This window comes from Pelagicoccus sp. SDUM812003 (assembly GCF_031127815.1).
In the GTDB taxonomy this organism is placed as follows: domain Bacteria; phylum Verrucomicrobiota; class Verrucomicrobiia; order Opitutales; family Opitutaceae; genus Pelagicoccus.
On record NZ_JARXHY010000003.1, the window covers coordinates 111,366 to 126,298 of the forward strand.

Sequence of the window (14,933 nt, forward strand, 5' to 3'; positions counted from 1 at the left end):
GGGGGCAACTGTTTTTCGTAACGTTGCAAATATCAGTTGCAGCGCAGCGCGGCGGGGCTGGTCTTTGCCTGGTGCGCGGGCTATTCGCTGAGCACGTATTTCAGATTGTCGAGGTCGAGGATTTGGGTGAGCGATTCCTCGCGTACGATTTCGTTGGCTAGCGATTCCTTTTTGAACTGCAGGGATTGGATTTTCTGTTCCACGGAGTCCTTGGCGATGAGTCGATAGGCGTTCACTGTATTCTTTTGGCCAATACGGTGGGTTCGGTCGATGGCCTGAGCTTCCACCGCGGGGTTCCACCATGGGTCGTAGAGAATGACGTAGCTGGCGGCGGTGAGATTGAGTCCGGAGCCGGCTGCCCGTAGGGAGAGGAGGAACGCGGTGATCGAGTCGTCGTTTTGAAACTGGTCGACCAGCTCCTCGCGATTCTTGGTCTGTCCGGTCAGGGTCAGGTATTTGCAATTGGTTTGCCCAAGCTCCCGACCGATGATCTTCAGCATCTCCACGAACTGGGAGAAGATGAGCACCTTGTGTCCCTCGTCCTGCAGTTCGGAAACGTGATCGATCAGGGCTTCCAGCTTGGCGCTGCGCACGTTGGCGTATTCTTCGCTGATCAGGCCCGGGTGACAGCAGATCTGCCGCATGCGCAGCAGCGAGGAGAGGATGTTGAAGCGTTCCTTGTCGAAGGCGCTCTTGTCGAGTCCGAGCACCTTTTGCTGGGCCATCTTGAGTTCGGCCAGATAGAGGTCGCGCTGCTCGCCTTCCATCTGGCAGACGAGGCTTTCTTCGATGCGATCGGGCAAGTCGGTGGCGACCTGCTTCTTGCTGCGCCGAATCATGAAGTGCTTGACGCGGTTGGCGAGGCGGGCCGGCGTCTGCGGGTCGTTTTCCTTGTATTGCTTGGCGAAGGCGGCTCTGCTGCCGAGCAGGCCTGGCATGGCGTAGGAGAAGATGGACCAGAGGTCGGTGGCTCGGTTTTCCACCGGCGTACCCGTGAGGGCGATACGGTATTCGGCATTGAGTTCGCGGGCGCAGCGTGCGGTCTGGGAGAGCGGGTTCTTGATGTACTGGGCTTCGTCCAGGATGGCGACGGTCCATTTTTCCTTGGTGAAATAGGCTTTGTGGATGCGCAGCTGAGAGTAGTTTGCCACCATGATATCGGTGCCGGAAACCTGCAGAGCGGAGGGGAAGGCCTTTTCCGGATCGAAGAGCGTGATGCTCAGCTCGCTGGAGTGGATCTCCACCTCCTTTTGCCAGACGTGCATCACGGATTTCGGGCAGACCACTAGGCAGAGAAACGGCTCCTCCGCGGGGCGATTGAGTTTGAGCCAGGTCAGCCAGGTGAGGGTCTGCAGGGTCTTGCCCAGACCCATATCGTCGGCCAGGATGCCGCCGAAGCGATTTCGGGCCAGGTAGGCGAGGAATTTGAAGCCCTCGACCTGGTAGGGGCGGAGCTCGGAGCGGATGCCCTTGGGTATGTTGACCGGCGTCTTGGCTGAGAGCTCCTTGGCGCGTTTGCGGATGGACTCGCGAAGCTCGTCGAACGCGGTGTCTTCGAGCTTGGAGTCCGCCAGCTGGAGGGCGTGCAATGCGTGTTGCCCTGAGCGCGTCTCATCGAACTGGATACCAAGCGTATCGAGCAGGTCCTTGTTCTTTCCGGTGACGTCCGATTCGAATCGCTTCCAGCCCTTTCCCGGGAGATAGGTGAAGCTGCCGTTGGCTCGCATCACCAGCTTTCGTTCCGCTTCGGTGAGATCTGTATCCAGAAATTCGGGGTCGAGTTTTACGTTGAACCAGTCGGAGTTCGCTTCGTTGTCGATGGAGAGGGAGTAGCGTCCTGCGGGGCGACCGTCGACCAGGGTGTCCAGCTCCTCGTCGGGGACGAGTTGGATCTCGCTGGGGAGTCGTTGTATCCATTCTATGAATTCGCGAGCGAAGCCGGCGTCGACTTCTCGACTCCAGATCCCTTCGTCTTCCTCCTCCGCCAGGTTGAAGGGTTCGAGCAGGTCCTGCACGTAGGTGGTAGGCGGATGTTCGAAAAGCGTGCCTTCGGGCGGGGTCGGATTCGCATCCTTGGTTTCCGGGCGCTCGGTTGGGATCCAGCCATCTTCGGCGAGCAGAAACCAGTACCGTTGGTCGGGCGACACGGAGTAGAGGCGGCAGTCCAGGTAGGTCTTTTTCGACCATTCGTTGTCGTCGGCCCGCACGCGGCAGTCCAAGATGGCTTGCATGGGCAGGCAAACCAGGTCTTCGCCGATGCTTTCCGGTAGGGGCAGGCCGTGATTTCTCAGAAAGAGCAGACCTTCCGGCGCCTCCAGGGCGGGGGCGGGGATGCGGAAGGCTCCGCTCGGATTCTCCCCGGGCCTGAGGAGCGGCGGGCCGTGGTAGAGCGTCTCGTTCGCCAGGTAGAGCGGGTTCTCGCCAGGGAGAAACACCATCGGCTCCGGGGCAGGCTCCTCGTTGTCGAGGATCAGTCGGATCCGGTAGCAGCCATCGGAGTCGACGCCATTTTCCACGCCTGTCCAGCGTAGGGAATTTTCGGATATCGCGAGCGGCTCGTCATTGCGATTCAGTATCTGATTTTTGGCTACGGGATGGTGGAGCAGCTTGTTGAGAAAGGCGCAATCCTCGTCCTTTTCCAGATCGATGCGAGCGCGCTGGGTGGACTTGAAGTATTCCTGGAACAAGGCGGCGAGGGTGATGCTGTTCGGCTCGAAGCGCTCCAGAAAGCCGTAGTCCTTCGACAGCCATTGTCCGAAGTCCTTGGCGGTGATTTGGCTGAACTCGCTCTGCGTCTCGGTGCGCCCTTCCCATTTGAGGGAGCGTCCCTGCAGCTTGAGGCGTATTTCCAGTCGCGGCGTCTGCTGGGCGATGCGTCGTTGGGAGAGATTTCCCAATCGATTCTTCCAGAGTCGGGTCTCCTTTTCCTGAGCCCGCTTCAGGAGCTCCATCTTGATGGGGGCGGTGTTGATGGCCCCGCTCAGGAAGTCCGGGATGGGGCACTCGTACTGCTCCAGCAGGAAGCCGATGTACTGCAGCAGCTGGCGCTCGCTTTGCGGCTTGCTTTGCCATAGGTTGACGGAGATCGACTTGCTCGGATCCGGCACCTTCAGCTTGATGTCCTCGGCGAAGACTTCGAGGTCCTTCGGATAGAGGGAATCGCGCCATTCGAGGTCTTCGAAAAGCTCGCTGATGGCTTGGAGCTGCTGGCGTTCGTTGGCGGTGAAGGATCGGCCCAGGCTGTTTTCGAGGTCGTTTTTCCAGGAGTTGGCGGCGTTTTCAGGCATGAATGGCGTGGAAAACAATGAAACCAAGCCCGGCGGCTTGTCGAGTGGATAGCGGGCGGAGAGGGGGAGCGAGGCGGAAAGGTCTGGAGCTTGGCCACCGCTCCGCTACAACGGGGAGTCTATGAAACGAGCAGCAGTTATCTTGTCAGGATGCGGCGTTTTCGATGGCGCCGAAATTCACGAATCGGTGCTCAGCCTGCTGGCTTTGGACAAGGCGGGCGCCAGCTATCAGTGCTTCGCCCCCGATGTGGAGCAAGCCCATGTGGTGAACCACTTGACCGGCGAGGAGATGGAGGAGAGCCGAAACGTTTTGGTGGAGGCCGCTCGCATCGCTCGCGGAAAGGTCAAGCCGCTGTCCGAGGCCAAGGTGGAGGACTTCGATCTGGTGATGCTTCCCGGCGGTTTCGGGGCGGCTAAAAACCTGTGCAACTTCGCTTTCGACGCCGAAAACCTGGAGGCCTTGCCCGAGCTGGTGGAGTTTCTCAAGTCTGCCCATGGGAAGGGGTTGCCGATCGGATTCGCCTGCATCGCTCCGGCTATCGCGGCCCGAGCGTTCGGCTCCGAGGGGCTGGCTTTCACCATCGGCGACGATGCTGGCACGGCCGAGGCTTTGAGCAAGTGGGGCGCGGCCCATCAGGACCGTTCGGTGACGGAGATCGTGGTGGACGAGAAGCTGAAAATCGTGACGACGCCGGCCTACATGTTCGGAGAGGCCCGGATATCCGACGTGGCCAGCGGACTGGAAAGCTGGGTCAAAGCGACCTTGGCTCTCAGTTGACCGTCGGCTTGGGAGCGCTTCAGCTATGGCTTCGCGGCGGCGACCGGCTCGGGAAACGGCTCGTCGCCGTTGAGGAGTCGCCATGCCAGGCGAAGGGCCCCGTGGCTGCTGGGCGTTTTGGGGAAGCGCGCTTCTCCGATTCCAAGAAGGGTTTTGAGCTCGTAGAGCACGTTCGATCGGTAGATCGAGTCCGCCTCCACCAGCCCGCCGGCCAAGCCTAGGGGCAGGGGTCTGGTCTTGAAATCGATTTCGCGCAGCAAGGGCACCATCATGCGGATCAGGTGCTCGCTTTCGATGCGCACGACATTGAGCGCCTTCAGATCCCCTTGGCTGGCTCGTTCGATGACCTTAGGCGCGAGGGCCGCGACGCTGGATCGACCATCGATGTCGCTATCGGGAAACAGGCCGTCATCCAGGGCGCGTTTCCCGATGGCGTATCCACTTCCTGGATCCTCGAATCGGTAGTCGCGCCCGCTGACTCGATGAGCGTTTCCCCTTGCGTCGATGGCGAAGGCGGCGGATCCGGTGCCGGCGATGAGCAGTATGCCGGCCCCGCCTTGGAAGAGATTGCAGTGGGCGATTTCCAGGTCGTGCGTTAGGTGGAGCTTGCTGTCCAGCAGCTTCGGGCGGCGGTGATAGAGGGCTGCCGAAAGCTCGCTGCGCTGCGACTCCGAGGCGACGCCCGCGATGCCGAGGCAGATCGAGGCGATGGGTACATCCTTTTCCGCCAGGGCTTGCGAGATTGCCAGATCGATGGCCTGGGCAGCGGATTCGAAGTCGCTGTTGTTCGGGTTGGAGGGACCGCTGACGCCGTCGCCGATCAGCTGGCCTGCGCTGTCGATTGCCATCGCTTTGGTGGAGCTGCCTCCGCCGTCGACGCCGATAATCGCGTGGGAGAGTGTCATGGTTGGGAGTCGCGGAAGCGACGTCTCGAAGCATGCGCGCCGGCGCGGGCTTGGCAACCCGTTCTCAAAGCTCGAAGTCGATGCCGGCCTGCTTGAGCTGGCGGTACTTCTCGCCGTTGAAGGAGTAGAGCGTGGCGGGTCGGTGGGCGCCGTCGCGTCGCTTTTTCGGCAGTTCGTTGAGGATGCCGAACTTCTTGATCTTGCGGATGAAGTTTCGCTTATCGACAGGCTTGCCCAGGGCGTTGCTGTAGAGCCGCAGCAGCTGGCTCATGGTGAATTCCGGTGGGAGCAGCTCGAAGCCGATCGGTTCGTAGCGAATCTTCCCGCGCAGCCGTTTGAGGGCCACCTGCAGGATCTCTCGATGATCGAAGGCCAGATCTGGAATCTGGTCGATGGCGAACCAGCGCACGTCCTGGGCGTCGCTGGCGGCAGCCATGCGCAAGCCGCTGGGTTTGACCAGACCGAAGTAGGCCACCGAGACCACCCGCTCGCGCGGGTCGCGCTGCACGCCGCTGAAGGTGTAGAGCTGCTCGAGAAAGACGTCTTTGATGCCGGTCTCCTCTTCCAGTTCGCGTTGGACCGCCTCCTCGGTGGTCTCGTCCATTTCGACGAAGCCGCCGGGAAAGGCCCAGCTGCCCTTGAAGGGCTCGCCGGCTCGCTGGATGAGAAGAATTTTCAGTTCGTCTTCGTCGAGGCCGAAGATCACGGCGTCCACAGTGAGGGCGGGGCGAGGGTAGTCGTAGGTGTAGGACATGGGCGTCTAGCGGATTTGATCTCTCAGTTCGCTGCTGCTGATGTGCACATGGCCATCCATTTGGATGAATAGGTGTTGATAGGCTTCCGGGATCGGGAGGTGGTCGACGGTCTTGAGCTCTCCCTCCTGGTGGCGTCCGAGCACATAGAAGCGCGTGCCGCATGCGTCCATCTCCCGCAGCATCTCCGTCACTTCATACCCCCAGCAGGGCTGGAGCAGGCGCTGCACCGCATCGGCGCCGGCGACGAACTGGCTGCCTGGGCGGGCGCGGACCTTGTCGAGGTAGTTGGGCTCGCCGAAAGTGATTTCCACGGGGCGGGCGAAGCGCTCGCTTTCGAGCTGGAGCAGGGCGACGCGCCGCAGGAGCTCCGGCAACGGGATGGCCGGCTTGTTGGGGGGGTGGGCTTCGATCATGAGCTGCACCGGTCGGCCGATGCGCTTTTCCGCCTCGCAGTAGGCGAGACGATGGCCGTCGTGCATGGGGTTGAAATTGGCGGGGAAGTAGGCGGCCTTTTCCATGCGGGTGGCTTGGCGCGAGCCGTCGGGTTTGAAAACCGGATGGGCTCGCAGTCGCTCGAAGGCGCATCGGTTTTCTGGATACGTCTCAACTTGTATCGCGGATTCGAGTTTCTCGAGTGCGAAGTCCGCGATCTGGCGGTCGTGAGAGAGGCGGGCGTCGACGCCCTCGCTTTTTTCCAGCGGCAGGGTGTGGGAAAGGACGCCTTGCGGCGAAACGATAGCGAGGTGGGCTCGCTGGTCGCCTCTTGGTATCCGATTGCTGGCGACGGCGGCGGTCAGGGCGATGCCGAGGGGACGCTTGTCTGGCGTGTCTTCTTTGGCGAGGTCTTTGCAGGCCTGCAGAAAGGCGGCCATGGCCATGTCGAGGGCGGTTTCCTGGCTGCAGTAGCCATGGTCCGGTTCGAATCCGATAAAGCGCTCCATCTGGTGTCTCGCCTGCAGCAGGGACGCTCCGGCGAGGTAGGCGCTGCTGCCCGGCTGTCTCCAGAGCCGCTGCAAGAGCTCGAGCCCCGCTCCGGCGACGGCGAGGTGCAGCAGCGCTCCGCGTTCGAGCAATGTTGGGTGTAGCGTCATGGGCGTTTTCCTAGCTAGCCATGCGTTCGCGGCACTGTTCGAAGGTGGTGCGGCGAAGGATTTCTCCGTTTTCGAAAACGGTGTTCATGGCGCTATTTGGGTGCGCGAGAGCGTCGCCTTCAAGGGCAATGGTCTGGAAGCGTCCGTTTTCCGCTATGAGATCGAGTCGACCGCCTTTGCTCCGTTTGCCGTGATCGGTGACCGGATCCTTGCGTACCTCCACTTGGCCGAGTCCGTCTATTTCGGCGGAGCAACACTTGAACGCCCATTTTTGGGTGTCGCGATCGACCTTCTGCAGGAGTCCGCCACCGCTGCCGAAAGCGATATTGCTAGCGCTGAATCCAGCCGCTTCCATTTCCTGCAGGATGGTTCTCGTCATGGCGCGATCGATACCGTCGCCCTGGATCAGTCGATAGTAGGGTGGCAGGACCTTGTAGCCTTTGCGATTGGTTTGCATGCCGATCTTTTTCTCGAAGATCTGCAGGCATTTTACCACGACTTCGGGCGGGTGTCCGGAATCTGGGCGCACCACTAGCGTGCCGCCGCTCTCGCGAACCAGCCGATGCAGGCGATCGCCGCACCAGCCGTTTTCGATGGCGTTGTAGATGTCGTAGCTGTCCGACACGCAGGCCGCCATCTTGGGGGCGCCTTCGGGATGGTCGGGATTGTAGAGGTAGGCCCGCACGATGTTTTCGTAGGCCTCGAACTCCCGTTCCTTCCCCCACATGGTCATGGTGCTGTGCTCCGCGGCCGGAATGCTGAAGCCTGCCATGTCGCAGTCGTAGTAGGCCTTCGCGAAGCGGATCCCCTCGATGGTGTCGCTGCCCATGAAGCTCAGCAGGTGAGCGGCGCCGCCCAGTCGGCTCTGCTCGAGAGTCGCCACCCCGCGCGCTCCGAAGTCGTGCAGCTTGAAAGGAATCTCCGCTTGCGGATCGTCGGCGGTTTTTTCCAGAAACGCCATGATGATGCGCCGGCTTTCGCGGCTGGTCATGGCGATGGTGCTCGGATACCACAGGCGCACCAGCTGAGTTTCGATGTAGTTGACTAGCCAAGGCAGCTGCGGGTCGGTGCTTTCGATGGTCATCAGGGCGTGGCCAGTGGGAACGATGGTTCCTTCCTCGATCGCTCGAATGCGCACCGGCAGGCAGCCGTGGTGCTTGTCGACCACCCGCTGCCAGCCGAGGCGGTTGAACGGCTCGCCATGGGCTTGGGCGAATGCGGCGGCCTCGTCCACCATCTGCTGCGTGATGCGCGTGGCGATGCGTTCCCGAAGCAGGTACTGCAGACCGAACAAGGTGCAGTCGCTCAGCTCTCCGCCGCGGGACTCGAAATAGCTCATCATGCTCCGCAAGCCCGGCGGGTACTGGTTCCAGTGGCTGAGCTTGTAGCTGTCGGTGTCGAGAATCGCATTGTAGGGCAGGGCGGGGCGATCGTTAGAAAGTGTTTTCATGACACAAAGTGATTGTGTGAAAAGCACACGAAGTCAAGCCGGTTTTGCCAGAAACGCTGCGATCTCGCGGAATCAGCTCGGGAATTGAGCTAGATCAAGGCGCTTGAGCTGGAGCGATGTACTATGCCGAGCGATCACGACGCGCTTCGCTGGCGAACGGTTCGGAGCGAATGCGGGTCGCGATTCGCTTTTCCTTATGACAACGCTCACGCATCCCACCACATACCAGAGAAGGCACGCTTCGGTGAACCTGCTTTCGGAGCCGTATCGGCTGATGTTTCCCTGCGGCGTGCTGGCCGCGTTGGCGGGCGTTTCGCTGTGGCCCTTGTCCATCTACGGCTGGCTGGAGTTCCCCCCTGGCGCGGCTCACAGCCGACTGATGATTGGCGGTTTTTTCGGAGCGATGGTCATCGGCTTTTTGGGAACCGCGGGACCTCGGTTGCTTGGGGTTCGGGCGTTGGCTGCGTGGGAGCTGGCGGGGTTCTGGGGATTGTGGGCGGCGATGGTGGGAAGCTCCCTGCTGAACCGCATCGTTTTGGCGGACGGGTTTGGCTGCGCCCTTTTCGTTTGGGGCGGCGTGGCGGCAGCTCGTCGGTTTAGGGCGCGGCGCGACCTGCCGCCCCCGGGTTTCGTGATGGTGATCCTGGGCATGCTCAGCGGATTCGCTGGTGCTTTCATCGCGTTGACGATCGGCGCTGGGATTTCGGTCCTGCCGGATCCTCTGATCGCGTGGAACCTTGGAAAACTGCTCTTCTCTCAAGCGTTTCTGCTGCTCCCTATTTTAGGCATTGCCCCGTTTTTCTATCCTCGCCTTGGCGGTTTGCCAAATGCGCAGAGCTCGTATCCAGAGATGCGATACCCGAATAGGGATTGGACGCGTAGAGCCGCCGTAGCGGGATTGTTCGGCATGGGCGTTCTCGGCAGCTATATTTGGGAGGCGATCGCTCCATCTTCCCCAGCTGGATGGACGCGGGCGGCTTTGGTTTGCGTCTATATCGTTTGGCAGGTGCCGCTTCGTTTTCCGAGCTCTTCGGTCGGGACCTTGGGACGGGTTGCTCAGTTAGGAGCCCTTTGTCTAGTCGCGGGAGTGGCCCTTGCTGCTGCCGCCCCAGGGGAGCGCGTCAGCTGGCTGCATGTGCTTTTCATCGGTGGGTTCAACTTGATCACCATCGTGGTGGCGAACTGGGTGATGTTTGGCCATAGCGGTCTCATCGAGCGAGGCCGCAAGCCGCTTGGCTACTTGAAATGGTCAGCCTCGCTCATCGTATTGGCGATGGCGATACGCGTGGCATTGACCTTTTTCCCCGATTGGCGGATCCATTCCTACAGCTTGGCGGCGTTTTTATGGATCGCTGGCATGGTCGCATGGGCGGTTTTCGTTTTGCCCAGGGCGCTTAAGCCGGATGAAGAATGACTCTCGAACTGAAACCTTAGAACTAATTGTACAAGAAACATGAATACACAAAACGTGGACGTGCACGCGCATGAAATACTGGAAATGATGTTAGCGAGCGGCGAGAGCTACACCAATGAATCGCTGTCGGCGAAGATCTTGGAACGCTTCGGGGCCCAGGCCCGTTTCCATACCTGTTCCGGCTCCGGCATGGATGCCTACGAAATCGTGGATCATCTTTGGATGAAGGGTAAGTTTACCGGAGACCCGTCGGGATTCCAGTTCTTGCCAGGCAGTCGTTGCGACCATTAGTCGCGGTCTGAAAACGGTCGGAGGGCTCGTTTGACGTGTGGAGCGCGAGGAGAGTGGAAAATCATCGATGAGCGCATAGGGTAGGAGGTTTTCTCGACCCTATGCGCGCTCTACCGACCTTCTTATTCCTTTTTTCCGTCATCTCTCATTTTGGGCCGATTCCCTGCCCCGCGGCTGACCGGTCCGTCGCCGATACCACCCGGCCGTGGATTCGCTGGTGGTGGCCGGGCAGCGCGGTGAGCGAGCAGGGCTTGACGCACCAGCTCGAAGCGGTGGCCAGAGCGGGATTTGGTGGCGTGGAGGTGACCCCGATCTATGGGGCCAAAGGCTGGGAGGACGACTATGTGGCGTTCCTGTCTCCACGCTGGGTAGAACTCCTCGAGCACGCAGGGAGGGAGGCGAAGCGACTGGGGCTTGGCTTGGATATGACTACCGGCACAGGCTGGCCGTTTGGGGGGCCGGAGGTGGACGCCGCCATGGCCGCGGAGCAGTTGCGTTGGGAGCAGGGGGATTGGGTCGTAGCGAAGACCGGGCAAGAGGTGAAGCGGGCCGCTCCTGGAGGGGAGGGGCTGGTGATCGACCCGTATTCGGAAAGTGCCATCCTGCGCTACCTGCAGCGATTCGACGCCGCGCTTCACTCGTTTCCGGATCAGTTGTTGAGATCGCAGTTTCATGATTCCTTCGAGTACTACGGCGCGAACTGGACGGAAGGTTTTCAGGAGGCGTTTCGCGAGATGCATGGATATCCGATTGGTGGATACATCGAGGAGCTGCTGAGCGAGAAGGCGAACGGGGAGAGCTCGGAGCGGTTGGCCCGTCTGAAGCATGACTACCGTGCGACGCTGGATCGGCTGCACCAGGATTACTTGCTCGCTTGGAAAACGTGGGCGAACGATCGCGGCTGGCTCGTTCGGAACCAATCGCACGGGGCCCCTGCCAATCTGCTGGACTTGTACGCCATCGCGGATATTCCGGAAACGGAGATCTTCGGTTCCACTCCGTTCCCCATTGAGGGCTTGCGCCGAGACCCGGATGCGATTCGCCATGGTTTGGATCTGCCGGAGCCTTTGGTGACGCGCATGGCGTCCTCGGCCGCTCATGTCATGGGCAAGCGATTGGTCTCATCGGAAACTGCGACCTGGCTGCGCGATCACTGGAAGACCACCCTTGGCTATGTCAAACCGGAGATCGACCGCATCTTCCTCGATGGAATCAATCACGTGTTTTATCATGGTCTGGTCTACTCGCCGCAAGAGGCTCGGTGGCCTGGCTGGCTTTTCTACGCGTCGACTCAGTTCAATCCAGCCAATCCCTGGTGGGACGACTTGTCTGCGCTCAATGGATACGTGCGGCGAACGCAGGAGATACTGCAAAGCGGAGTCCATGGAAACGACGTGCTGCTCTACTGGCCCGCGAGCGAAATCTGGCAGGATGCAGCTGGTGGCTTGGCGAAACAGCTCACGGTGCACGATGTCGGTTTTGTCGTAGACCACCAATATGGCGAGGTGGCGAAAACGCTACAGGAAAGTGGATACGCATTCGACTACCTGTCCGATCGTCAGATCGAAATGCTGAGCGTGGAAGGGCGGGATATCGTTTCGCCCGGGGGGCGGTACGCGACCTTGGTTGTTCCGCCGGTCACGGTGATGCCGCTAGCCACCTTGCGAGCCGTCTTGGAGCTCGCTGAGCAAGGCGCCACCATCGTGTTGACGGAGCTGCCGAAGGACGTGCCGGGATGGGGTAGCTTGGAGCAGCGCCGGGAGAGGTTTCGATCCTTGATCGGACCAATGGAAAACGCGTTTAGCGAGGGGACGACAGCTGAATCGCGGCGAATCTCGATCGGTGAAGGACAGGTAATTATCGGGGAGGTGTTGCAGACCCTGCCTCGAACGACGGCCATTCGCGAGCCCATGGTGGAGAGCGGCTTGCAGTGCATTCGCAGACTGCGGCAGGACGGTGTGGCCTATTTCGTGGCCAACTTGGGAGCGCGCGGCTTCGATGGCTGGGCCCCGTTGGGCAGGGAGCCGCAGGGCTTGCTTTTGATGGATCCCCTGACGGGTGCAAGCGGCGCCGCAAGGCTGCGCCAGTCGGCCTCTGGGCTTATGGAAGTTCGCTTGCAGGTGCCTTCCGGAGGATCGTTTCTTCTTATCGAGCGAAGCGCCTCGAAGGGGGAGGCGGCTCCGTGGCGGTACCTGGGAGAGGAGACTGAGGTCCTGCCGCTGGATGGGAAATGGGATCTACGTTTCGTTCGAGGAGGACCGTCGCTCCCGGATTCAGTCGAAGGAACGCGGTTGGGGTCTTGGACGGAGCTTGAGGATTCCGAAACCCGGAGATTCGCTGGGACTGGCCGATACTCCAGAATCTTCGAGCTGGATACGCTACCTGGCGACGCGGAGTGGGTGCTCGATCTAGGGGACGTGCGAGACAGCGCCAGAGTGTATCTAAATGGAGACTACGCTGGAACTGTTTGGAGTTTGCCTAGTCGCTTGCGGGTGAGCGATTACCTCAAGCAAGGAGTGAATACGCTCTCAGTCGAGGTGACGAACACGGCCGCCAACCGTATCCGAGATATGGATCAACGGGGAGTCGACTGGAAGATTATGCGTGAAATCAATTTCGTCGATATAAACTATCGTCCATTTGACGCGTCGCGCTGGGCGGTCGAGCCCTCTGGATTGATGGGTCCGGTTGTCTTGCGAGCGTATTCAGTCGAGTGACGGCCGCGCTAGCTCTTGGTGGTGAAGTGCAGTGTGGGGGCGACGTTTTCGCGAGCGTCTTCGGAATCGTAAATCGAGGCATCGATGGCGCCGAGCGGTTTGATCAGCAGCCCGCGCGTGGTGCCGTCGAGAAGGCGCTGCATGACCGGTCGTGGCAACGTGATGTATGTTTTTCCGCCGTTTTCGGCTGTCAGCTCCACATCGAAGGTCATTTGGCTATTTACGATGGAGGTAAGCGGGGAGCCATTCTGTAGGGAATTCAGCGATACGTGTCGCTGATCCCAATCCGGCTTTCCGCCCAGCAATTCGAAAACGCGAATTTTCTCGAATTCGATGCCGAGGTCTTCGCCGAACGCCTCCACGTACTGCCCGCCTGTCGCGACGGAGTGGGTGGTGATTTCCAGAATGCCGGGCCCAACGGCGGTGGAACCAGTTTCTCTTAGTTTGGAGAGATCCCAGCGCAGGATGGCATGCTGTCGATCGCTGATGGTGAGAACCTTTTCGTCGCCGATGCCCCATTCATGGAAGCAGACTTCCGGAAAGGTCAGGTTGACGAGGGCGTCGTGCGAGACGGCTTGGCGCTGCTCGAAGCTATCGAGATCCGGAACGGGGGGGTGGTAGATCAAAGGCTCCCCGAGCTCGGGGTCTGCTGTATCCACATTTACGATATCGGCCTTGTAGTAGTCGACATCGACATGATAGCGGCCGATGCCCCAGTCGGTGACGCCAAGCTGCACGAAGATCTGATCGCCTGGTACGGCGTCGAAGTTTTTCGTGGTGTAGCTGATGGTTCGCCATTCGCCCGATTCCGAGATGTCGTATTCCGCCAGTTGCTGGTGGAAGTCGACGGTGCGTTGCGTATTGATCATGATGTTCACCCGTCTCGGCGCTTCGCTCAGGCGGATGCGAGCCTCGATCCTGAGTTCATTGCCAGGCAGGGCCAGCTTTTCCATATCGATGGATTTGGAAACGTCGCGCTTGATGATGGCCCACCAGACATTGTAGCGATCGTTGCTGGCGTCGACCTCCAGGCGAGCGAAGTCGTCTTGGGGGAGAAACTGCATCTCAGCCCAACCGTCGCCGGTCAAGGTCTGCCAATCCTCCACGTTTCCGTCATCGAAGAAATCCGCGAATTGAGCTTGCGTCCAGTGGCAGCTGCTGAAGCAGAGCAGGAGCGCCAGGAGGGATCGGGCTGGGCTTCGCATAGAGGTGTGGTGGTTCACGCTTGGGGTAGGCACGTACTTTGGGTGGAGTGGTCGAGGGGGTCAAGATTGGTCGGGGCGAGCGCTGTTCGTACGATAGAGCGAGGGGGGGCGCTCGACATGGGACTCCGCGGAAAAGGCTCGCGAAAACCGCAGGAATTTGTGGAAAGGGAGGCATGCGTTTGCTTCTATCATCCTCCCTTGTGGCGCTTTGCGTTTTTCTGTCGGCTTGCGGCGGCGAGCGCGACTCTCTCGATGGATCCCCGCTTTCCGGGATCTCGATGGAGATGGCCGATGGGTGGTATGCTGAGGAAACGGCGGGAGACGATCGTTGGAGCTGGGCTCAGCGCCAGGCGGAAATCCTCTTTCGCAATGAGACGGAAGAGACGCGGCGGGTGGCGTTCCTGGGCAGTCTCCGATCCATCAACCCTCGGCGGATTTCGGCATCGTTGTCCGGGCGCCTGGTGGCGGAGTTCGAGCTCGTAGCGGATCAATGGATACTGGCTGGGTTGGAGGTCACGCTCCCGCCGGGCGAAACGCGCCTGAGGCTTCAATCCGAGGCGGCGGCCCCGAGAATCGCCGGCGAGTCGCGCGAATTGCATTTCTGCTTGAGAAATGGCCGCCTGGCTACTTTGGAGGACCTGATGATGGCCGAGCATGAACCGAGCTTCGCATCTGGCTGGTACGACGAGGAGAGGGATCGAAGCGGCGCCTGGCGATGGGCGCAAGGGGAGGCGGTGGTCGTTTTGAAAAACCCTTCTGAGAAAGCGGAGCCCATGACGCTACGTTTCATGGCCCGAGCTCTGGCGCCGCGCGAGCTGTCGTTGAAAACTGGAGACGAGCTTCTGGGCAAGGTCGCGCTGGATGGGTCAAGCTGGTCGGATATGGAGGTGGGGATCGAGCTGCCCCCCGGCGAGAGCCAGGTGACATTCAGCACGGACGAGTCACCTGTTCGCCCCGATGGCGATTCCCGGGATCTAGACTTTTGTCTCAGCAACTTCTCCCTCCTTCCGTCGGAATTGGCGAAAGGGGAGGAATAGCCG

At 60.4% G+C, this 14,933-nt stretch carries 11 protein-coding genes; 5 read left to right on the forward strand and 6 right to left on the reverse strand.

Annotated elements, in window-relative coordinates; all coding sequences use genetic code 11:
* Positions 1 to 80: 80 nt before the first annotated feature.
* Positions 81 to 3,287 (reverse strand): DEAD/DEAH box helicase, encoded by a 3,207-nt coding sequence (locus QEH54_RS04900; protein ID WP_309017518.1) that lies wholly within the window; start codon positions 3,285 to 3,287, stop codon positions 81 to 83.
* A 121-nt stretch (positions 3,288 to 3,408) separates the two neighbouring features.
* On the opposite strand from QEH54_RS04900, the gene elbB reads away from it, so the two are divergent.
* Complete coding sequence (gene elbB, locus QEH54_RS04905; protein ID WP_309017519.1) at positions 3,409 to 4,065, forward strand: isoprenoid biosynthesis glyoxalase ElbB; 657 nt, start codon at positions 3,409 to 3,411, stop codon at positions 4,063 to 4,065.
* 23 nt (positions 4,066 to 4,088) lie between these two features.
* Here the strand turns inward: elbB and QEH54_RS04910 are convergent, their stop codons facing one another.
* The 4 genes from QEH54_RS04910 to QEH54_RS04925 all read right to left on the reverse strand — a co-directional run bounded on the left by QEH54_RS04910 (position 4,089) and on the right by QEH54_RS04925 (position 8,266).
* Positions 4,089 to 4,970, reverse strand: a complete 882-nt coding sequence (locus tag QEH54_RS04910) for a BadF/BadG/BcrA/BcrD ATPase family protein (RefSeq protein ID WP_309017520.1) — start codon at positions 4,968 to 4,970, stop codon at positions 4,089 to 4,091.
* A 64-nt stretch (positions 4,971 to 5,034) separates the two neighbouring features.
* Positions 5,035 to 5,724, reverse strand: coding sequence for an NUDIX domain-containing protein (locus QEH54_RS04915; protein WP_309017521.1), 690 nt, complete (start codon positions 5,722 to 5,724; stop codon positions 5,035 to 5,037).
* A 6-nt stretch (positions 5,725 to 5,730) separates the two neighbouring features.
* Positions 5,731 to 6,816, reverse strand: a complete 1,086-nt coding sequence (locus tag QEH54_RS04920; RefSeq protein ID WP_309017522.1) for a hypothetical protein — start codon at positions 6,814 to 6,816, stop codon at positions 5,731 to 5,733.
* Positions 6,817 to 6,826: 10 nt separating this feature from the next.
* Positions 6,827 to 8,266 (reverse strand): nicotinate phosphoribosyltransferase, encoded by a 1,440-nt coding sequence (locus QEH54_RS04925; protein ID WP_309017523.1) that lies wholly within the window; start codon positions 8,264 to 8,266, stop codon positions 6,827 to 6,829.
* 196 nt (positions 8,267 to 8,462) lie between these two features.
* On the opposite strand from QEH54_RS04925, the gene QEH54_RS04930 reads away from it, so the two are divergent.
* From QEH54_RS04930 to QEH54_RS04940, 3 genes are all read left to right on the forward strand, one after another.
* Positions 8,463 to 9,680: an NnrS family protein gene (locus tag QEH54_RS04930; protein WP_309017524.1), complete on the forward strand. Its 1,218-nt coding sequence runs from the start codon at positions 8,463 to 8,465 to the stop codon at positions 9,678 to 9,680.
* 39 nt (positions 9,681 to 9,719) lie between these two features.
* Positions 9,720 to 9,971, forward strand: coding sequence for a YecH family metal-binding protein (locus QEH54_RS04935; protein WP_309017525.1), 252 nt, complete (start codon positions 9,720 to 9,722; stop codon positions 9,969 to 9,971).
* A 101-nt stretch (positions 9,972 to 10,072) separates the two neighbouring features.
* Entirely contained in the window at positions 10,073 to 12,688 is a 2,616-nt protein-coding gene (locus QEH54_RS04940; RefSeq protein ID WP_309017526.1) for a glycosyl hydrolase, read from the forward strand.
* 8 nt (positions 12,689 to 12,696) lie between these two features.
* Here QEH54_RS04940 and QEH54_RS04945 read toward each other — a convergent pair whose 3' ends face one another.
* Complete coding sequence (locus tag QEH54_RS04945; RefSeq protein WP_309017527.1) at positions 12,697 to 13,893, reverse strand: hypothetical protein; 1,197 nt, start codon at positions 13,891 to 13,893, stop codon at positions 12,697 to 12,699.
* A 173-nt stretch (positions 13,894 to 14,066) separates the two neighbouring features.
* Here QEH54_RS04945 and QEH54_RS04950 point away from each other — a divergent pair, with 173 nt between their 5' ends.
* Positions 14,067 to 14,930 (forward strand): hypothetical protein, encoded by an 864-nt coding sequence (locus QEH54_RS04950; RefSeq protein ID WP_309017528.1) that lies wholly within the window; start codon positions 14,067 to 14,069, stop codon positions 14,928 to 14,930.
* Positions 14,931 to 14,933 lie beyond the last annotated feature (3 nt).

What these genes read in the sequence shown, in the direction of transcription:
- QEH54_RS04900 (WP_309017518.1), bottom strand. Translation starts at nt 3,287, where the DNA reads ATGCCTGAAAACGCCGCCAACTCCTGGAAAAACGACCTCGAAAACAGC.
- elbB (WP_309017519.1), top strand. Translation starts at nt 3,409, where the DNA reads ATGAAACGAGCAGCAGTTATCTTGTCAGGATGCGGCGTTTTCGATGGC.
- QEH54_RS04910 (WP_309017520.1), bottom strand. Translation starts at nt 4,970, where the DNA reads ATGACACTCTCCCACGCGATTATCGGCGTCGACGGCGGAGGCAGCTCC.
- QEH54_RS04915 (WP_309017521.1), bottom strand. Translation starts at nt 5,724, where the DNA reads ATGTCCTACACCTACGACTACCCTCGCCCCGCCCTCACTGTGGACGCC.
- QEH54_RS04920 (WP_309017522.1), bottom strand. Translation starts at nt 6,816, where the DNA reads ATGACGCTACACCCAACATTGCTCGAACGCGGAGCGCTGCTGCACCTC.
- QEH54_RS04925 (WP_309017523.1), bottom strand. Translation starts at nt 8,266, where the DNA reads ATGAAAACACTTTCTAACGATCGCCCCGCCCTGCCCTACAATGCGATT.
- QEH54_RS04930 (WP_309017524.1), top strand. Translation starts at nt 8,463, where the DNA reads ATGACAACGCTCACGCATCCCACCACATACCAGAGAAGGCACGCTTCG.
- QEH54_RS04935 (WP_309017525.1), top strand. Translation starts at nt 9,720, where the DNA reads ATGAATACACAAAACGTGGACGTGCACGCGCATGAAATACTGGAAATG.
- QEH54_RS04940 (WP_309017526.1), top strand. Translation starts at nt 10,073, where the DNA reads ATGCGCGCTCTACCGACCTTCTTATTCCTTTTTTCCGTCATCTCTCAT.
- QEH54_RS04945 (WP_309017527.1), bottom strand. Translation starts at nt 13,893, where the DNA reads ATGCGAAGCCCAGCCCGATCCCTCCTGGCGCTCCTGCTCTGCTTCAGC.
- QEH54_RS04950 (WP_309017528.1), top strand. Translation starts at nt 14,067, where the DNA reads ATGCGTTTGCTTCTATCATCCTCCCTTGTGGCGCTTTGCGTTTTTCTG.